General features: G+C 54.4%; 16 protein-coding genes. 11 read left to right on the forward strand and 5 right to left on the reverse strand.

Going from position 1 to position 18,297, the window contains the following annotated elements:
- Positions 1-68 precede the first annotated feature (68 nt).
- Together CZ787_RS15600 and CZ787_RS15605 are read left to right on the forward strand one after the other, a co-directional pair.
- Positions 69-632: a TRAP transporter small permease gene (locus CZ787_RS15600; protein WP_087110864.1), complete on the forward strand. Its 564-nt coding sequence runs from the start codon at positions 69-71 to the stop codon at positions 630-632.
- 45 nt (positions 633-677) lie between these two features.
- Positions 678-1,982, forward strand: coding sequence for a TRAP transporter large permease (locus CZ787_RS15605; protein WP_087110866.1), 1,305 nt, complete (start codon positions 678-680; stop codon positions 1,980-1,982).
- A gap of 52 nt (positions 1,983-2,034) precedes the next feature.
- Here the strand turns inward: CZ787_RS15605 and CZ787_RS15610 are convergent, their stop codons facing one another.
- The gene (locus CZ787_RS15610; RefSeq protein WP_087110868.1) at positions 2,035-3,126 is read right to left on the reverse strand and encodes an HDOD domain-containing protein; all 1,092 of its coding nucleotides are present in this window, start codon (positions 3,124-3,126) and stop codon (positions 2,035-2,037) included.
- 217 nt (positions 3,127-3,343) lie between these two features.
- On the opposite strand from CZ787_RS15610, the gene CZ787_RS15615 reads away from it, so the two are divergent.
- On the forward strand, positions 3,344-4,015 hold the full coding sequence (locus CZ787_RS15615; RefSeq protein ID WP_087110869.1) for an HAD family hydrolase: 672 nt from the start codon (positions 3,344-3,346) through the stop codon (positions 4,013-4,015).
- Between the two features lie 65 nt (positions 4,016-4,080).
- On the opposite strand, the gene CZ787_RS15620 is transcribed toward CZ787_RS15615, so the two are convergent.
- The 4 genes from CZ787_RS15620 to CZ787_RS15635 all read right to left on the reverse strand — a co-directional run bounded on the left by CZ787_RS15620 (position 4,081) and on the right by CZ787_RS15635 (position 7,765).
- Positions 4,081-4,827 carry a sulfite exporter TauE/SafE family protein gene (locus CZ787_RS15620; RefSeq protein WP_087110870.1) on the reverse strand — a complete coding sequence of 249 codons (747 nt, stop codon included), beginning with the start codon at positions 4,825-4,827 and terminating at the stop codon, positions 4,081-4,083.
- 110 nt (positions 4,828-4,937) lie between these two features.
- Positions 4,938-5,741: a 5-deoxy-glucuronate isomerase gene (iolB, locus tag CZ787_RS15625; protein ID WP_087110872.1), complete on the reverse strand. Its 804-nt coding sequence runs from the start codon at positions 5,739-5,741 to the stop codon at positions 4,938-4,940.
- An 88-nt stretch (positions 5,742-5,829) separates the two neighbouring features.
- Positions 5,830-6,825 (reverse strand): inositol 2-dehydrogenase, encoded by a 996-nt coding sequence (gene iolG, locus CZ787_RS15630; protein ID WP_087110874.1) that lies wholly within the window; start codon positions 6,823-6,825, stop codon positions 5,830-5,832.
- A gap of 85 nt (positions 6,826-6,910) precedes the next feature.
- On the reverse strand, positions 6,911-7,765 hold the full coding sequence (locus CZ787_RS15635; protein ID WP_087110876.1) for a MurR/RpiR family transcriptional regulator: 855 nt from the start codon (positions 7,763-7,765) through the stop codon (positions 6,911-6,913).
- 214 nt (positions 7,766-7,979) lie between these two features.
- Between CZ787_RS15635 and CZ787_RS15640 the strand changes: the two genes are divergently transcribed.
- From CZ787_RS15640 to CZ787_RS15675, 8 genes are all read left to right on the forward strand, one after another.
- Positions 7,980-8,924, forward strand: coding sequence for a sugar ABC transporter substrate-binding protein (locus tag CZ787_RS15640; RefSeq protein WP_087110878.1), 945 nt, complete (start codon positions 7,980-7,982; stop codon positions 8,922-8,924).
- A 52-nt stretch (positions 8,925-8,976) separates the two neighbouring features.
- On the forward strand, positions 8,977-10,107 hold the full coding sequence (locus CZ787_RS15645) for an ABC transporter permease (protein ID WP_087110880.1): 1,131 nt from the start codon (positions 8,977-8,979) through the stop codon (positions 10,105-10,107).
- Between the two features lies 1 nt (position 10,108).
- Positions 10,109-11,005 carry an ATP-binding cassette domain-containing protein gene (locus tag CZ787_RS15650; RefSeq protein WP_254908632.1) on the forward strand — a complete coding sequence of 299 codons (897 nt, stop codon included), beginning with the start codon at positions 10,109-10,111 and terminating at the stop codon, positions 11,003-11,005.
- Between the two features lie 9 nt (positions 11,006-11,014).
- The gene (locus tag CZ787_RS15655; RefSeq protein ID WP_087110882.1) at positions 11,015-11,812 is read left to right on the forward strand and encodes a TIM barrel protein; all 798 of its coding nucleotides are present in this window, start codon (positions 11,015-11,017) and stop codon (positions 11,810-11,812) included.
- A gap of 117 nt (positions 11,813-11,929) precedes the next feature.
- Positions 11,930-13,888, forward strand: coding sequence for a bifunctional 5-dehydro-2-deoxygluconokinase/5-dehydro-2-deoxyphosphogluconate aldolase (locus tag CZ787_RS15660; protein WP_087110884.1), 1,959 nt, complete (start codon positions 11,930-11,932; stop codon positions 13,886-13,888).
- 1 nt (position 13,889) lies between these two features.
- Entirely contained in the window at positions 13,890-15,737 is a 1,848-nt protein-coding gene (gene iolD / locus CZ787_RS15665; protein ID WP_087110886.1) for a 3D-(3,5/4)-trihydroxycyclohexane-1,2-dione acylhydrolase (decyclizing), read from the forward strand.
- A 38-nt stretch (positions 15,738-15,775) separates the two neighbouring features.
- A complete protein-coding gene (gene iolE, locus CZ787_RS15670) occupies positions 15,776-16,687 on the forward strand; it encodes a myo-inosose-2 dehydratase (protein ID WP_087110888.1) in 912 nt (303 codons plus the stop codon).
- 35 nt (positions 16,688-16,722) lie between these two features.
- The gene (locus CZ787_RS15675) at positions 16,723-18,225 is read left to right on the forward strand and encodes a CoA-acylating methylmalonate-semialdehyde dehydrogenase (RefSeq protein WP_087110890.1); all 1,503 of its coding nucleotides are present in this window, start codon (positions 16,723-16,725) and stop codon (positions 18,223-18,225) included.
- The last annotated feature ends 72 nt before the right edge of the window (positions 18,226-18,297 follow it).

An 18,297-nucleotide genomic window follows, 5' to 3' on the forward strand; every position in this document is an offset into this window, starting at 1 on the left:
GCATAAGACCTTTCTGGAGGCGGCACTGGCCGCCTCTTTTCACCCACGCGCTCGGTGAGATAACGAACATGACGTTTAAATTCGACAGACTCTACCGTTTAGGTGCTTGGGGTGCCGCGGTGTGTATGATCGCGATTTGTGCACTCATTGCACTGCAGGTGGCTTTTCGTGCCATCGATGCGCTGTTGATACTGGTGGGGCTCAACCGCCTGGGCATCAGTATCACAGGTGTTTCCGAGATGGCGGCCTATTTACTGGTGGGCGCCACCTTCCTTGGCTTGGCGTATACCTTCGTGCATCACGCCCATATTCGCGTGACGCTGTTGATTTCACGACTACCTTCGGCCATTCGAGTGTGGTTTGAAGTGGTCGGCCTGCTGATTGCTTTAGCGATTAGCTTGATACTCGGTTATGGCCTGATTGGGTTGGCAAGAGAAAGCCTTCAATACAACGATGTGTCATCGGGGTTTTTATCCATACCGCTGTGGATACCCCAAAGCGTCCTGGTCATCAGCGTAGGGCTACTCAGCCTTGCCTTGATTGAGGCGCTGATTATCGCACTGCGGATAGCAAAGCGTGACCCGTCCAGTTTTCGCGAAGCGACATCCACTGATGACAGCGAAATGCACTAACTCTCTGCCAGCGCTGCTTGGCCTCGTTATGTTGGAGAAGACCTCGTGTTAACACTCAGTTTGGCAACGATTTTTACATTATTGCTTTTGCTGGGCGGGGGCGTATGGATCGCTTTTGCCCTAATCGGTACCGCGTGGGTGGTATTGGCATTCTTTAGCCCGTTTGACCCAGGGCCGATTCTTGCCTCTGATTTTTGGGGAGCGAGCTATGGATGGGATTTAACGGCGCTGCCGATGTTTATCTGGATGGGCGAGATCCTGTTCCGCTCTGGGCTTGCGGACAATATGTTTCGCGGTCTTTCGCCCTGGCTCAACCGCCTACCTGGGCGTTTGCTGCATACCAATATTATCGGCAGCGGTATGTTTGCAGCGGTGTGTGGTTCATCAGCCGCTACCTGCGCCACCGTGGGTAAAATGACTCTGCCGGAGCTTGAACGCCGCGGCTATGACAGCAATATGGCTATCGGTACGTTGGCTAGTGCCTCAACGCTAGGTTTGTTAATTCCACCCTCCATCATGCTGATTGTTTACGGTGTGGTGACCGAGCAATCCATTTCACGGCTATTCATGGCAGGCGTCGGCCCAGGCCTAATGATTCTGGCGATGTTTATGGTCTACCTCATACTTTGGGCACTTATTAAAGGTAATCGGGAAGGCCTTACCGGCGAAGATGAGTCAGACATGAGCTTCGCTGAGAAGCTACGTAATACCTGGGCATTAATGCCAATTCTGCTGTTGATTGGCGGTATCATCACCTCGATCTACGGCGGGCTGGCGTCACCTACGGAAGCCGCAGCGGTAGGAGTGGTACTATCCATGGCCATTGCCCGCTGGAACGGCCACTTCACCATTCAGATATTTAAAAGCTCTCTATTCGCGGCCATTCGTACGGCGTGCATGATCGCGTTTATTATTGCCGGCGCCTCGTTTCTTACCTCGGCGATGGGCTTTACCCAAGTCCCCATGCAGTTGGCGCGCGCGATTAGCGAGATGGGGTTATCACCCACCATGCTGCTTATTGCTCTGACAGCACTCTTGCTGATCATGGGCTGCTTTTTAGACGGTATCTCGCTGATTCTACTGGTAACCGCGATTATCATGCCGGTGGTCAGCGCTGCTGGGTTCGACCTTATCTGGTTTGGTATTTATCTGGTGGTCGTGGTGGAAATGTCGCAAATCACCCCGCCGGTAGGCTTTAACCTGTTTGTCATTCAGGGGCTGACCGGCAAGGATATTTTAACTATCACCCGCGCGACGCTGCCTTTCTTCCTACTGATGCTGCTGGCGATTGCCTTGATGCATGTTTTCCCCGTGATAGCGCTTTATCTGCCTTATGCGATGAATAGTTAACCTGACAGGCTGCGATCGCGCGGCCTGTTTTTAGCGTTAACCTGTGCACTGCTTAATCCGTTTTTTTATTCCTGCGTGTTAACCCTGAATGGCGAATGGCTACGGCCGCATCGCGCAGACTCTGCTCTTTCTTTTGTAAGGCATCAGGATAACGTAGCGAGGTCAAAGCCTGTTTCTGGTTATCCAGCTGAGTGCCCAGTGCCAAGGTGTGTTGAAAGAGTAGCTGCTGAGCTTCCGCCAACAGGGCCGTGCTATCGACTTCTATGGGCGCGTTCATGTTCATCACATTGGCAATCAGGTTAGTCTGATGTTGAACATTATAAAGCACTTCGTCTAGCTGCAGCGTGTCGGCATAGCTAACGGTCTTGAGTTGATATAACAAAGCTGCCAGTTGAGATGCTGGGTTATTGGATAGCCAGGCATCGGCAATGGGCCCTGACAAGCGAAGGCAGAGGAGTGCTTTATCACTGACTAAAAAGCTTTCATGGCTTTGGCGTATAGCCATCGCCGCGTGATTGGACATTCCCCATTTAGAGGCTAGCCAAGCGCCAACCAGTGTATGGTCGCAGCCAAAGCAGCGTTGCTCTGCTTGCGTTATCTCAGTATGCGATAAGGAAGTATCGGTATAGAGTTTGTCGGCTTCTTCAGGGTAGGCTGCCTGTAACGCTAATATGCCAATATCCTGTAGTAGCGCCTGTGTAAATATGCTGCCACTTTTGTCAGGGCATAGCTGCTCAGCCAAATAGCGGGCCACCAGGGCCGCAGTGATGGTGCGTTGCCAAGCCTGATGACGATTAGGCGCTTCTTGAAACAAACTAAACCCTAATATAACGGGCAGCGTTGCGTTTATACCAAGACGCTGCATGGCTTCAATACAGGTTTGAACAGGTGGCGCTGAGCGCGTGTAATAGGCGCTATTCGCGAGCGCAATGAGGCGCAGTGTTAACGCCGGATCGTGTTCAATCGCTTTGGCGTAATCGCTCAAGGTTGAACTTGATGAACGGGCTATATCAAGCACTTTAAGCGCTACAGACGGTAGCGTTGGTAGGCTCTTGCACTGTAAAAGTGATTGGCTCAAAAACGCTGGCAGTTCATCAGTCAGTGTTATGTAGAGCGTATCGACTGATACTAAAGGGCCCGTCATGGGATAATCTCCTTGTGTGTTGTCAGCGTAGCGGGCAGCGGCTGTCAGTACTTTCGTCAATCATATACCCCGTAGGCGTCGACGTCTTCCATGCTGATGCAATGAAACGCGCTTGTACGGTGGGTGAGTAACAACGAATGGCTTGCGGTTGTCATCTTTTTGCCATGATTCGTGGCATACCCTACGCGCCGTCAATCCGCGACGATAGGAGTGCTTTATGCGGCTGGCCTTGTTTGACCTTGATGATACTCTCTTGGATGGAGATTGCAGCGACCGTTGGAATTTATGGATGTTCGAGCAGGGTTGGATCAGCGGTGCCGAAGCCTTTCTCGCCCGGGCTGAGCAGATGCAGCAGGCTTATCATGCGGGTCAATTAAAGTTGGAAGAGTATCTGGCGATGACGCTGGCGCCGCTTAAGAACAGGCTCGTTACTGAGGTAGAAAAAGAGGTAGAGCGTTTTGTTGCGACGCATATCCAGCCGCGTATATTTGCTCAAGCCTTGGCCTGCCTGGCTGATCATCGTCAGGCGGGCGATACGTTAGTGTTGATTTCTGCCTCGTCGCGCCACTTGGTCGCGCCTATTGCCAAGATGCTGGGAATTGCCCACGTGCTGGCGGTGGATCTAAGTATTGATAAAGAGGCAGAAGAAGCGCGTTATACCGGTGAGAGTGAGGGCATTTTCTCTTACCGCGGCGGTAAAGTGCTGCGCTTACAGCAGTGGCTAATGGAGCATCAGATTACCCCCAGCCACACCATGTTCTACTCGGACTCCCGCAACGATTTACCGCTTCTGCAATATGTCGATTGCCCCGTGGTGGTTAATCCCGACCCTGTACTGGCTGAGGTCGCGAGTCTTGAAGGGTGGCAGAGACTGGACTGGCGAACCTAGCCGCTACCAGGTTTTCCGTTGTAAAGACACCCTACGCAAACATTGTATTGGGAGGCGTTCATCTCTTAAGGCGCCAACGCCTGCCAAATCAAATTAATACCTACCAGGAACATGGCCAGTATTACCAGGCGATAAAACAACTGCTCATTAACCCGGCTCTGTAGCCAAAGGCCGCTGCGCACGCCTACCCAAGCGACCGGCACCAAGAGTAGCGATGCCCAAGCACTGGTCATATTGATTTCACCAAGCCACAAGTACGGGCCTAGTTTAATCACGTTAACCGCGGTAAAGGTGACAACGCAGGTGGCGATAAAGGTCTCTTTAGGCAGTTTTCGTGGCAGTAGGTAAAGATTGAGTGGTGGGGCGCCTGCATGGGCAATAAAGCTTGTGAAGCCACACACGCTGGCGGCAGGCAGCGCCCAACGCGTTGAGATAGGCTTGGCGGCCAATGGCTTTAACAGCATATACGCAGCAAACACTACCGAGATACCCCCCAGCACCAGGCGAACGCCCTGTTCGCTCAGGCTGCCAAAGAGCAGCGTGCCCACCGCAACACCGACGAAGAGCCCTGGCAAAAATCGCCATACTTCGGCCATGTCATGCTTGCCCCACCATGCTTTCACTGCCAATACGTCCATTACCAGCAGTAGCGGCAGCAATAGGCCTGCGGCCTGCGTGGGGCTAATCACCAGTGCCATCAGCGGCACCGAAAGCGTGCCAAAACCACCAGCAAAGCCGCCTTTTGAGACGCCCGTCAGATACACCGAAAATCCGATCAATAGCCAAGCGATAATGGAGTAGTCCGGCAGCATGGCAATCCCTTAAAAGCCTGAAGTCGAAACGCTTAACGCGAAAACCCCGCGCAGGCGGGGCATGGAAGGATAGCATCTGGTGAACGTTGCCAGGCACAGAGCAGGCCGATTTAGCGGTTAATCAACCACTCATGGTCGGGGTCATTGTGAAATTGCCAGGCGCGTTTAGGCCCTGCCATCACGTTCAAATAGTAGAGCGAGTAGCCATGAGGCGCGCCCACTGGATGATAGCCTTTGGGTACCAGCACACAGCAGCCGTTTTCCACGGCCATGGTTTCATCAAGCGAGCGGTCGTCGGTATACACACGCTGAAAGGCAAAGCCCTGGGAGGGATTGATGCGGTGATAGTAAGTCTCTTCCAATAATGACTCGTGAGGCAAGTTATCCACATCGTGTTTGTGTGGCGGATAGCTCGACCAGTTACCCTCAGGCGTAAACACCTCCACCACCAGTAGGCTATCGGCGGGTTCGTTTTCCGGCAAAATATCGTGCACATGACGAACGTTACTGCCCTGCCCACGGGTGCTTTTTTTGATGCTATCCGGAGCGATCAAGCGCGGTGCATGGTTGCCCCGCCCGGGCGCTGCACATACCGCAAGTTCCAGGTCGGTGGTGGCTTCTACCTGATAGCTTGCGCCATTGGGCAAATAAACGGCGTAGGGTGGAATCTGTTCAAAGATATCCATCCGTTCGCCGATATCGTCAAAGCGGTGCTCGCCGCTGACGACATTGGCACGCCCGGTTAGCAATACCAGGCAGACCTCCTGGTCGCCCGTGCTGGCTTCAATTCGTGCCCCCTTGGCAAGCGTGTGGACCCGAAAGCCAACGTGTTCCCAGCCCGCTGAGGTGGGAGTCACGTTGATGATAGTGCCCTGTTCATCAGGGGCGGTGGGGCGTACCAGTAGTGAAGCCATATATCGCTCCTTCTAAAAGCTAGCGCTTTGAGCGCTGCTAGACGTTTTGAGTAGGTAAGAGGTGAGCAAGAAAAAATTGAGCGGATGTTTAAACTGCTGCCTCCAGCAGTATTTTGCGCCCCTCTCGCAGTGAACGCTCCGCCGCATCAGCTAAACGCAGGGCTTCCAAGCCGTCCTGAGCACCTGCTAGCGGTGCGCGCTGCTCTTTCCAAGCATCCACAAAATCACCGATCTCTAACCGGTAGGCTAGCGCATAGCGCTCCAGGAAAAACCACTTAGGCTTTTCTTCCACTTGGCCAGAAGCGCCTGTAAAGCGCAGCCGTGTGTCGCTCTCGTTTTGCGCCTGCAGCATGCCTTCGCTTCCAAAGGCCTCAATACGCTGATCATAACCATAGCAGGCGCGTCGGGAGTTGCTGATTTGGCAGAGCTTTCCGCTCGCAGTGGTGAGCGTGACCATGGCAGTGTCGATATCGCCTGCTTCGCCAATGGCGGGGTCGATCAAGCAGCTGCCTACAGCAAAGATGCTTTCGATCGGCTCATCAAGGAGCCAGCGCGCCATATCCAGATCATGAATCATCATGTCGCGAAATAGCCCGCCCGAGTCACCCACGTACTCAGCAGGTGGCGGTGAAGGGTCACGGCTGATGATCGTCAAGGTTTCCAACGCGCCAATACGCCCCTGAGCAATCGCTTCTTTAAGCGCTGCAAATTGAGGGTCGTGACGGCGGTTAAAGCCGAGCGCGCAGGTAACCGGATGTTCACTAAGCACTTGTAGCGCGTCCCGAGTGCGCGCCAGGTCAAGCGCGATGGGCTTCTCGCAGAGAATCGCTTTACCTGAGCGTGCCGCCCGCTCCAGGTACTCCGCGTGCGTTGGGGTGCTTGAGGCGATCAAAACGGCATCAATGGTAGCGTCTGCAAAAATTGCATCGACATCAACGGCGAGGCTACCGTACTGCGTGGCCAGCGCTTCGGCAGCGGGCGGATGGAAATCGGCCACTGCGGCGAGGGTAATGTCGGGGTGTAAGTCGATAGCTTGGGCATGCACCTTACCGATGCGCCCAGCGCCGATGAGTGCGAGTTTCATAATCCCTCCTGTTTTATTCTTGGCATTCAGGTGTGTTGGATTGCTGGGTATGACGTGTCTTTTTCTATGTCTATGTCTTTTATATCTATATCGGTGCTGCTGTAGCGCTCTTTTCGCGTGCCTTGTCCTGGCGTACACCCAAAGAAATCGCCAAGGCTTGGGTCAAACATAGTGAGGCGGTCAAACCGCGAAAACTCTTCACTTCTGCCTCCTGCACCACAAAGACAACGTCCGCCAAACGGGCGAGTGGGCTTAAGCTTGAGTCGGTAATCACGATAATGGGCAGGTTACGCTGCTTAGCGTATTCGCACGCTTGCTGGGCCTCCTCAGCATAGGGCGCAAAGCTAATCGTTAGCAGGGCGTCGTGCTGGCTCATGGCACGCAGCTGCTCCCGGTACATGCCTCCCAAGCCACCCACCAGTAAGGCGGGTTTATCCACATGGGCCAAGGCATAGGTCATATAGCTTGCAACCACAAAGCTACGCCTGGCACCCATAACGTGAATCGCATGTGCTTTTTCAAAGATATCCAGTGCTTCTTCGAGGCTTGCAGGGTCAATACGGCTCGGTAGCTGCTCTAGGACGTCGCGATTGGCATCCGAAAATTCCCATAGCAACTGTGTGCTATTCGGCGTTTCTCCCGTCGCGCTACGCACTGCACGAATACGTTCAGTGTAATTGGGTAGCTCATTCACTAAGCGGCTACGAAACAGCTGCTGCATTTCGGAAAAGCCCTTAAAACCTAAACTGTTGGCCAGGCGAATCAGCGTAGAGGGCGTGACGTCCGCCTGTTCGGCAATTTTAGCCACAGTGGCTAGCGCCACCTCTTGAGGATGATCAAGCATGAAGCGTGCAGTTTGCTGGAGTCGTTTGCTTAGCGATCCATACTCGGCAGTGAGTAGCACTTCCAGCTCACGATAACTTTGTGGTGGCTGCTGCATGAACGTTCCTCAGCGTTTAATCGTAGGCCACCGGTCAACCATGCCCAGTGGCGAGCTAAAATGCAGTCTAGTTGATTGAAATAAATATTCCATTACTACCAAAGTTTAGAATAAATAATTTGCTACTTTTTGTTTTCAGAATCTATATTTCATAGCGCCAAGGCATTTAATGCCACTTCCCAACCAACAATGATAATGCTAAGAGGAATTAATTATGGCACGTCTATCTTGTGGTGTAGCGCGATGGCTATCGGCTGCCGCCGCTGCTGGTTTGATGAGTTCTGCCGCGTATGCAGAAAGCAGTCGCTTTGTCATGGTAACGCACGGTGTCCCGTCTGATCCCTTCTGGTCCATTGTAAAAAATGGCGCGGAAGCGGCGGCTGAAACGGTGGGTGCAACGCTTGAATACCGAGCACCTTCTACGTTTGATATGGCCCAGATGCAGCAACTCGTGCAAGCGGCGATAGCCTCTGACCCAGATGGCTTGATTCTGTCTTTCACCGACGAAAATGCCTTGGGCGGCGTTGTCCAAAGCGCGGTTGATAACGGCATCCCTGTGATTACGATCAACTCGGGTGGCGACGTGGCGCGCAATTATGGCGCCCGGCTTCATGTAGGACAAAGTGAATACGAGGCGGGTAAGCAAGCGGCTGAGCGCATGCAGGAAATGGGTGTTGAAAAAGGCGTCTGCATCAACCATGAGCAGGGCAACCAGGGACTTGATCAGCGCTGTGATGGTTTTGTTGACGGTTTTAACGGTAATGCCGAGCAGCTCGCGACAACGTATGACCCTACCAGTATTCGCAATGCCATCATCGCTTACCTGAATCAGAACGAAGATGTTCGCGGTGTACTAACGCTTGGACCGCTTTCCGCCGAACCGATGATCCGCGCCATGCGTGATCAAGAGGCAACCGATATGTTCACGCTTGGCACCTTTGACCTTTCTCCCGGCATCCTGGAAGCCCTTGAAGCGGGCGAGCTGGATTTTGCGATCGACCAACAGCAATACATGCAGGGTTACTTGCCCGTCATGTTCCTGGATCAGTTCGTTAAGAACGGCCTGCTACCGGCAGGTGACGTAGCTACCGGCCCCGGTTTTGTAACCCAGGAAAACGCCGCACAGGTCGTTGAGCTGAGCAGTCAGGGTATTCGCTGAATATTACCTATTCAAAAGGCTCGACGGTGTCGAGCCTTGGGAGTCGATCGCCATGAATTCCAATGAAGTCAAACAGCCTGCTACGCCAGCGGATGTTCCCCAGGACGAACGTATCCAGAGAGTCTCGTTTTGGAAGAAAGCGCTAAACCGGCCGGAACTGGGAGCCTTGGCGGGTGCTGTTTTGGTTCTCTCTTTCTTTATCGTTGTCTCAAGTGGCACCGGCATGTTTACGCCTGCGGGGATCATTAATTTTCTTGAAGTAGCCGCTCAGCTCGGCATTATCGCCACCGCTGCGGCGCTACTAATGATTGGCGGCGAATTTGACTTGTCGATTGGCTCAATGATTGGGTTGGCGGGCATTCTGATCGCTATCCCCGCAGTGGAGTATGGCTGGCCGCTGTGGGCCGCTATCTTGTTGGCGTTTAGCTGTGCGGGCCTGGTCGGTTGGATTAACGGCAACCTGGTTAATCGCACTGGGCTGCCTTCCTTCATTGTAACGCTGGGGTTCCTGTTTATTTTGCGTGGCCTGGCGATCGGTGTCAGCCGTTTACTCACCGGGCGGACCCAAGTGGGCGGGGTGCACGAACATATCCCCGGCGACTGGTTTGCAGCGCTCTTTTCGGGTGAAGTCGCGACCGGACTCTTCAGTTGGATGGCCACTAATGGTTGGATAGCGACCAACTTTGCGGGCAACCCCGTGGTCTCGGGAATTCCCGTCTCAATCGTCTGGTGGCTGGGCTTAACTGCCTTGGCAACCTGGGTGCTGTTGTGTACTCCTTACGGTAACTGGATCTTCGCCAGCGGCGGTGACGCTAACGCGGCACGTAACTCGGGCGTGCCGGTGCACCGGGTTAAAATCTCGCTGTTCATGTTTACCGCCTTCTCCGCCACTATTTTTGCCTGCATCCAGGTGATGGATACCGGCTCAGCGGACACTATTCGCGGCATGTTGAAGGAGCTTGAGGCCATTATTGCCGTGGTGATTGGTGGGGCTTTGCTGACCGGTGGCTACGGCTCTGCCATTGGAGCGGCGCTGGGTGCACTGATCTTCGGCATGGTGCAGATGGGCATCTTTTACACCGGTGTTAACACCGACTGGTTCCAGGTTTTCCTTGGCGTCATGCTGCTAGTGGCTGTGCTGTTCAACAATTACATGCGCAAGAAAGCAATGGAGGCCAAGTAATATGACAACACGTACTCCAATGATCGAAATGCGCAGTGTCAGTAAGCACTTTGGCAGTGTCATCGCCTTAAGTGACATTTCCATGCAGGTGTATTCCGGTGAGGTAATGTGCCTGCTCGGAGACAACGGTGCCGGAAAATCCACGCTGATCAAAACGCTTTCCGGTGTTCATCAACCTACCCAGGGTGAAATGCTGCTGGGGGGCGAGCCGGTGCATTTTAAATCACCTGCTTATGCGCTGGATGCCGGTATTGCGACGGTTTTCCAGGATCTGGCGATGGTGCCACTGATGTCGATTACCCGTAACTTTTTTATGGGGCGTGAACCCACCGTAGGCTGGGGACCGTTAAAGCGCATTAACTGGAAATACGCCGACCGGATCGCCAAAGAGGAGATGTCAAAGATCGGTATTGATGTACGTGACCCCAGCCAGCCCGTCGGTACCCTTTCCGGTGGCGAGCGCCAATGTGTCGCCATTGCTCGAGCGGTTTATTTTGGGGCCAAAGTGCTGATTCTGGATGAGCCCACATCAGCGCTTGGTGTCAAACAGGCCTCGGTGGTCTTGCGTTATATCGCTAAGGCACGTGCGGATGGGCTGGCGGTTATCTTTATCACTCATAACGTCCATCACGCTTACCCCGTAGCCGATGCGTTTACCTTGTTATCACGTGGCGGCAGCCTGGGATCCTATCGTAAAGAAGACGTTACCCGCGAAGAAGTGCTCAATATGATGGCCGGTGGGGCTGAACTTGAGAGCCTGGATGCTGAGCTCGCTGAGTTTCAACGCTGTGACCGCGAAAAGAAAGCTAGTAGTGATGCCCAAAGCCAGCCCGGCTCTACAGCCGGTGGAAGAAGTGCTGATGACCCCGTCAAGGAACATCTGGCAGGCGGCTACTAAGGAGCCATGATGAGCATATCCACTTCATCGTCGCCATTTACGCTGGCCGTTTGCGCTGAAATGGTCTTCTGCGATCAGCCAATGATTGAGCGCGTTAAGCGCATCGACGAGCTAGGTTTCAACGTAGAAATTTGGGACTGGACTCGGCGTGACATTGAAGCGCTGGCCAATAGTGGCGCAGTGTTCTCATCCATGACCGGTTACGTCTCTGGCACTCTGGCAGATGATGCTGGCGCGGATGAGCTACTGCACACGGCGGCTGCGTCGGTCGAGGTAGCCAAGCGACTTGGTATTCCACGCCTTAACCTGCACGGCACTGGATTGAATGCTGAAGGCCTTCCCGTAACACCTTGCTACCAGTTGACCGGAGCCATGTGGCTCAAAGCGCGGGAAACCTTGAGCCGACTGGCGGATTTAGGTGAACAGCACGGTGTCACTTTTGTGCTGGAAAATCTCAATACCGACATTGACCACCCCGGCGTGCCGTTTGCCCGTTTGGCGGATGTGCTGGCGCTTGTAGAAAGTGTTGATCGCCCCAGCCTGCGCATCATGTTGGACGTTTATCACGCCCAAATTGGCGAAGGTAACCTTATTGAGCTGATTCATCGCTGTGCTCCCTACATTGGAGAAGTGCAGGTAGCCGATGTGCCGGGGCGCTGTGAACCGGGAACTGGCGAGATTAACTACGCAGCCATAGCCAGCGCGCTGAACGACATAGGCTACCGCGGCACGGTGGGGCTAGAGGGCTGGGCATCGGGTGATGATGAGCTTGCGCTTGAAAGATTCCGAACGGTCTTTTCACTTTAAACGCCACTGTATGCCTTCTGGATAAGTATCTATCGGCAACTGCCCAAAGCACTTCTATAAACCCGGGACCTAGTACTTGATACTCAGTACCACCACGAGTGACGTGGGGAGACGTTTATGCTGAATAATAATGGACAACAACAGCCACTTGATCTGATTTGTTTGGGACGTGTGGCCGTTGATCTTTATGCCGAGCAAATTGGTAGCCGCTTGGAGGATGTGGCGAGTTTTGCCAAGTACCTGGGCGGGAGTTCCGGCAATGTCGCCTACGGGACTGCCCGCTTGGGGCTGAAGTCGGCCATGCTTTCACGGGTGGGCAACGAGCAAATGGGCCACTTTGTGCGTGAAGAGCTTTCGCGAGCAGGAGTGGATACTTCCGCGCTACAAACCGATCCTGAGCGCCATACGGGCTTGGTACTGCTGGCCTTGAAAGACCGTGAAAGCTTTCCGCTGCTGTTTTACCGTCGCGATTGTGCAGATATGGCTATCGATGCTGCAGCCATTGACCCTGACTTTATTGCGAGGGCCAAGGCGCTTGCGATTACCGGTACTCACCTTTCAACCGAAACCACCCGAAAAGCATGCCGAAAGGCACTGGACGCAGCGGCCCGCGCGAATGTTAAGCGTGTGCTGGATATCGACTATCGCCCCGTACTGTGGGGGCTGACCCACCCCGGCGATGGTGAAACCCGTTTTATTGCTGATGACAAAGTGACCACGGACCTGCAGCAATGGCTGGTTGATTTTGATCTGATTGTCGGCACGGAAGAGGAGTTTCACATTGCGGGCGGCAGTACGGATACCCTGGAAGCCTTACGCAACGTACGCCAGGTAAGTGCGGCCACGTTGGTGTGCAAACTGGGCCCATTAGGTTGCGTGGTATTTGAAGGGGATATTCCGCCACGTATTGAAGACGGCATTTTGATCGAAGGGGTACAGGTAGAGGTGCTCAACGTACTGGGCGCGGGCGATGCCTTTATGAGCGGCCTGCTGCGTGGCTGGCTGCGTGATGAGCCTTGGCAAACCAGTGCTCAGTACGCCAACGCGTGCGGTGCGCTGGTGGTGTCTCGCCATGGATGCGCGCCCGCTATGCCAACCGAGGATGAACTGTTTGATTATCTGGCACGCCGTGATGATGTACCTCGGCCGGATGTAGATAAACGTTTAAATCACCTGCACCGTGTAACAACGCGTGTGCCTGCTCAATGGCCTGAAGTGCTTGGTTTGGCCTTTGATCATCGTCGCCAGCTCACTGATATGGCGCGTGATGAGCAAGCGGAGGTCACCCAATTACCCAAGCTTAAAAAACTCCTGGTAACGGCCGCCGAGGAGGGCGCAAAACGCGGTGGCCTCGCCACGCCAGCGATTCTGGTCGACGATGTACTTGGCCAGGATGCCCTCAATCAGGCAAGTGGACAGGGCTGGTGGATTGGCCGCCCCGTTGAGCTACCCGGCTCACGCCCGCTACGTTTTCAGCATGGCGATGACTTGGGCTCATGCCTGCGCCATTGGCCCCGCGAGCAGATTATCAAGTGCCTCGTTTTCTACCACCCGGACGATGCCTTACCCCTGCGCTTGGAACAGGAAGAACGCCTTCGCCAGCTTTATCAATCAGCCTGTTCACAAGGTCTGGAGCTGTTGATTGAGGTCATCCCGCCGGCCGATATGACCTGTGATGACACAACGCTGCCGCGTAGCCTGCAACGGCTTTACAACCTAGGGATTCGCCCCGACTGGTGGAAGCTACCCATGATGTCTGGCGCTGCATGGAAAGCCGTTGGCGAAATTATTAACCGTGAAGACGCTTACTGTCGTGGTGTTGTCCTGCTGGGGTTGGACGCGCCTATGGCGGAAATGAAGCAGGGTTTTATGGAAGCGGCCAGGCACCCTTGCTGCAAGGGCTTTACGGTAGGACGCACGCTGTTTGCGCATGCAAGTCGCGAATGGTTGGCAGGCCGCCTTGATAACGTCAGTTTGGTCCAGGAGGTGGCCAGCAATTATGCCGAATTGATTCACGCGTGGCGGCAGTTACGAAATAGCCAGCCGCAAACGCTGCCCTATACGGAGGAGGCATGAGATGAGAACGATCCGACTCACCATGGCCCAGGCGTTAGTCAAATATCTGGCAGCTCAGCGTATTGATATAAATGGCATCGATGTGCCGTTGTTTGAAGGTGTATTTGCGATTTTTGGCCATGGCAATGTAGCCGGTTTGGGCGAAGCGCTTTATCACGTCAAGGAAACGCTGCCGACGTATCGTGCCCATAACGAGCAAACCATGGCTCATGCGGCGATTGCCTTTGCCAAAGCGAACGGGCGAAAACGCCTGATGGCCGCGACCAGTTCCATTGGGCCAGGCGCGACCAATATGGTGACGGCGGCAGCACTTGCTCATGCCAATCGCCTTCCTGTTTTGTTATTACCGGGCGACACGTTTGCCACGCGTGCTCCTGACCCGGTGCTTCAGCAGGTCGAGCATTTTGGTGACCCGACGATTAGTGTTAACGACTGTTTTCGTCCCGTGTCACGCTATTTTGATCGCATCAGCCGCCCTGAGCAGCTGCTCACTAGCCTGCCTCAGGCAATTGCCACACTACTTGACCCTGAACACTGTGGCCCGGCAACGCTTGCCCTGCCGCAGGATGTGCAAACATTTGCCTACGATTATCCAGACGCTTTTTTTACTCCCAAAGTACACCGCATTCGCCGCTCGCCACCTGCGCTTGACGAGTTACAGCAAGCTGCTGCCGCACTTAAGCAGGCAAAGCGGCCGCTAATCATTGCTGGGGGCGGGGTGCATTACGCCGATGCCTGCGAAATGCTGGCGAACTTTGCACAAGCGCACGGTATCCCTGTCGCCGAGTCACAGGCGGGGAAAGGCGCGTTAGCGGATAGCCATCCGCTCGCCGTAGGAGCGATTGGTGTCACCGGTAGCGCCGCCGCCAACCGTTTGGCTGAACAGGCGGATGTTATTTTAGCAATTGGAACTCGCTTGCAGGATTTTACGACTGGATCCCGGGCGCTGTTTGAACGTCGTGAAAAAACGCTTATCGCCCTTAACGTTGGTCGTTTTGATAGCCTCAAACATCACGCGATACCGTTTATCAGCGATGCGCGCGTTGGCTTACAGCAGCTTGACGGTGAGCTGGGTGAATGGCGTGCATCGGATAGCTGGCGAGAGAAGGCAGTAGCGCTAAAGCGTGAATGGGCTGACGTGGTTAAACGGGTGACGGCAGATAAAGGCCTTCCATTACCCACCGATGCTCAGGTAATCGGCGCTGTTAACCGCCAGGCAGGGGACGACGTAACCGTGGTGTGTGCGGCTGGCGGGTTGCCGGGGGAACTGCATAAGCTATGGCAGTGTTCGGGCCCTGGAAGCTATCACGTGGAGTACGGCTTCTCGTGCATGGGGTATGAGATTGCCGGCGGCTTGGGCGTCAAAATGGCCAAGCCTGAGCGCGAAGTGGTCGTCATGGTTGGTGACGGTAGTTACCTGATGCATAACTCAGAGCTCGCCACCTCGGTAATGTTGGGTCATAAGTTGATCGTCGTTGTATTGGATAATCGCGGCTATGGATGCATTAACAGGCTTCAGCACGCAACGGGAGGAGAAGGGTTCAATAACTTGCTTAAGGATTGCCGCAGTGTCGAGGTGGGCGCACCCAAAACCGATTTTGCGGCCCATGCGAAAGCACTGGGTTGTCAGGCTGAATCAGTTACGGGGATTGCCGAGCTGGAGCAAGCGCTAGTGCGCGCCCGTCAAGCGGCTACTACCTATGTGATTACCCTGGACACGGACCCGATCCCCAGCACCGAGGAAGGCGGCGCCTGGTGGGAAGTGGCCGTGCCCGAGGTCTCTTCCCGAGAGCGGGTCACATCCGCTTATCAAGGCTACCGCGATGCCAAGCAGCATCAAGCGCGCTGAGCCTGTTTAATCATCCAATAACGATAAGGATACATGCTATGCCAACCGTTACGCTGGGGATCAATCCACTCACTTGGACCAACGATGACTTACCCAGTTTGGGTACTTCGACACCATTGGAAACCTGTTTGCAGGAAGGTCGCGAAGCGGGCTTTACAGGGTTCGAACTAGGCAACAAGTTCCCGCGAACACCGGATGCCTTGGGTAAGGTGTTAAAGGATCATGAACTGGCTCTGGTATCCGGCTGGTACTCCGCCCATCTGTTGGAAAGGAGCCCTGAGGAAGAGATTGCGGCCGTTCAGGATCATTTGAACCTGCTCAAGCAGTGTGGGGCCAGCGTAATGGTGTTCTGTGAAGTATCTCGGTGTGTGCACGGTGACCAACAGCGCCCTCTTTCTCAGCGCCCACATCTTTCTGAAAACGATTGGCAGCGTTTATGCAGCGGTCTGGATATCGTTGGAGATTACCTTAAGTCACAAGGCATTCAGCTGGTATATCACCACCATTTAGGCACGGTGATTGAAAGCCAGACAGACGTTGAACGTTTGATGGATAGCACCGGAGAAGGCGTAGGGTTACTGCTTGATTTTGGACATTTGCGTGGCGCAGGGGGCGACCCATTAATTATCGCCCAGCGTTACAGCACACGTATTCATCATGTGCACTGCAAGGACCTACGCTTCGCTGTACTTGAGGCTGTGCGTAACCGCGATAAAAGCTTTTTAAATGGCGTGCTGGATGGTCTTTTTACCGTGCCTGGTGATGGCGATGTGGATTTTTTACCGGCGTTAACGCACCTGTGTGAACAGGGCTATCAGGGCTGGCTTGTTGTGGAGGCAGAGCAAGACCCCGAAGTTGCTCACCCATTGACGTATGCCCGCTTGGGCTACCGTAATTTGCACGATCTTGCCGAGCAGGCAGGCTTCGATGTTGCCAATGCCACTCATTAGTCAGTGCCAGGACTATCCGTTAAACAGGAGCTTGCATGAAGACGTTATCCCATTATCTTAACGGCCAGCTTACATCTGGTAGCAGCGAACGCTATGCACCGGTGTATAACCCAGCGACCGGAGAGCAGAGTGCCCAGGTCATGTTGGCGACCGCCGATGAAACGCGTGAAGCCGTGCGCATCGCTGATGAAGCCTTCACGGAATGGTCAAAAACACCGCCGCTTAAGCGTGCTCGCATTCTGTTCAAGTTCAAGGCGTTGGTTGAAGAGCACACCGATGAACTGGCCCGGATGATTTCCAGCGAACACGGCAAGGTGTTTTCGGATGCCAAAGGCGAAGTGACCCGGGGGCTTGAGGTGGTCGAGTTTGCCTGCGGTATTCCGCACCTGCAAAAGGGCGAGCACTCCATGAACGTGGGCACCGGGGTGGACAGCTACTCGATGATGCAGCCGCTGGGCGTCTGTGCGGGTATCTCGCCGTTTAACTTCCCCGCCATGGTCCCCATGTGGATGTTCCCCATTGCGTTGGCCTGTGGTAATACCTTTGTCATGAAGCCCTCTGAAAAGGACCCTTCAACGCCACTGCGCTTGGCGGAACTGTTGTCAGAAGCGGGCCTGCCCGATGGCGTGTTTAACGTCGTCAATGGCGACAAAGAGTCGGTTGATGTGCTGCTCACCGATGAACGTGTCCAGGCGGTCAGTTTTGTCGGCTCCACGCCGATTGCCGAGTACATTTACGCGACCGCATCGGCCCATGGCAAACGCGTTCAGGCGCTGGGTGGGGCTAAAAACCATATGGTGATTATGCCCGATGCGGACCTTGATCAGGCGGTTAGCGCGCTAATGGGAGCCGCCTATGGTTCTGCTGGCGAGCGCTGCATGGCTATTTCCGTCTCGGTTCCAGTTGGCGAAGACACGGCAAACCGGCTAAGAGAGAAACTGGTCGCTGAACTTGCTAATTTGACCGTCGGGCCGGGCCTGGTCGATGGCCCCGACAACGATATGGGCCCACTGATCTCCCGCGAGCATCGCGATAAGGTCGCTGACTATATCCAGGTCGGCGTTGATGAAGGGGCCGAGCTAGTGATTGATGGCCGCCAGGCCGCTATCGAGAGTGCGGGAAATGGCTATTTTATTGGGGGAACGCTTTTCGACCATGTAACGCCAGCCATGCGCATTCATGCTGAGGAGATCTTTGGGCCCGTTCTATCCATTGCCCGTGCTGCAAGTTTTGACGATGCCGTGGCGATGATTAATGCGCATGAGTACGGCAATGGCACGGCGATTTTTACCCGCGATGGTGACGCCGCACGTCAATTCTGTGAGCAGATCCAGGTCGGCATGGTGGGCGTCAATGTTCCTATTCCCGTGCCGATGGCGTTTCACAGCTTTGGCGGCTGGAAGCGTTCTCTGTTTGGTCCCTTGCATATGCATGGCCCCGACGGCGTGCGCTTCAATACACGTATGAAGACGATTACCCAGCGCTGGCCGAGCGGTATTCGTGAAGAGACCAACCACTTTTCAATGCCCACTATGTAATGGCTAACGAAGGGTAAAACTAACGCCGAGCGCTGCTCGGCGTTTGCTTAAGACCTGCCTTGTTCACAGGGA

The sequence above is a fragment of the Halomonas citrativorans genome (assembly GCF_900163645.1).
GTDB classification, from domain to species: domain Bacteria; phylum Pseudomonadota; class Gammaproteobacteria; order Pseudomonadales; family Halomonadaceae; genus Vreelandella; species Vreelandella citrativorans.

Bases quoted from the DNA above. Each gene is read 5' to 3' on its own strand.
- CZ787_RS15610 (WP_087110868.1), bottom strand. From the start codon at position 3,126: ATGACGGGCCCTTTAGTATCAGTCGATACGCTCTACATAACACTGACT.
- iolE (WP_087110888.1), top strand. From the start codon at position 15,776: ATGCCAACCGTTACGCTGGGGATCAATCCACTCACTTGGACCAACGAT.
- CZ787_RS15645 (WP_087110880.1), top strand. From the start codon at position 8,977: ATGAATTCCAATGAAGTCAAACAGCCTGCTACGCCAGCGGATGTTCCC.
- iolD (WP_087110886.1), top strand. From the start codon at position 13,890: ATGAGAACGATCCGACTCACCATGGCCCAGGCGTTAGTCAAATATCTG.
- iolG (WP_087110874.1), bottom strand. From the start codon at position 6,825: ATGAAACTCGCACTCATCGGCGCTGGGCGCATCGGTAAGGTGCATGCC.
- CZ787_RS15600 (WP_087110864.1), top strand. From the start codon at position 69: ATGACGTTTAAATTCGACAGACTCTACCGTTTAGGTGCTTGGGGTGCC.
- CZ787_RS15635 (WP_087110876.1), bottom strand. From the start codon at position 7,765: ATGCAGCAGCCACCACAAAGTTATCGTGAGCTGGAAGTGCTACTCACT.
- CZ787_RS15650 (WP_254908632.1), top strand. From the start codon at position 10,109: ATGACAACACGTACTCCAATGATCGAAATGCGCAGTGTCAGTAAGCAC.
- iolB (WP_087110872.1), bottom strand. From the start codon at position 5,741: ATGGCTTCACTACTGGTACGCCCCACCGCCCCTGATGAACAGGGCACT.
- CZ787_RS15620 (WP_087110870.1), bottom strand. From the start codon at position 4,827: ATGCTGCCGGACTACTCCATTATCGCTTGGCTATTGATCGGATTTTCG.
- CZ787_RS15640 (WP_087110878.1), top strand. From the start codon at position 7,980: ATGGCACGTCTATCTTGTGGTGTAGCGCGATGGCTATCGGCTGCCGCC.
- CZ787_RS15655 (WP_087110882.1), top strand. From the start codon at position 11,015: ATGAGCATATCCACTTCATCGTCGCCATTTACGCTGGCCGTTTGCGCT.
- CZ787_RS15675 (WP_087110890.1), top strand. From the start codon at position 16,723: ATGAAGACGTTATCCCATTATCTTAACGGCCAGCTTACATCTGGTAGC.
- CZ787_RS15660 (WP_087110884.1), top strand. From the start codon at position 11,930: ATGCTGAATAATAATGGACAACAACAGCCACTTGATCTGATTTGTTTG.
- CZ787_RS15615 (WP_087110869.1), top strand. From the start codon at position 3,344: ATGCGGCTGGCCTTGTTTGACCTTGATGATACTCTCTTGGATGGAGAT.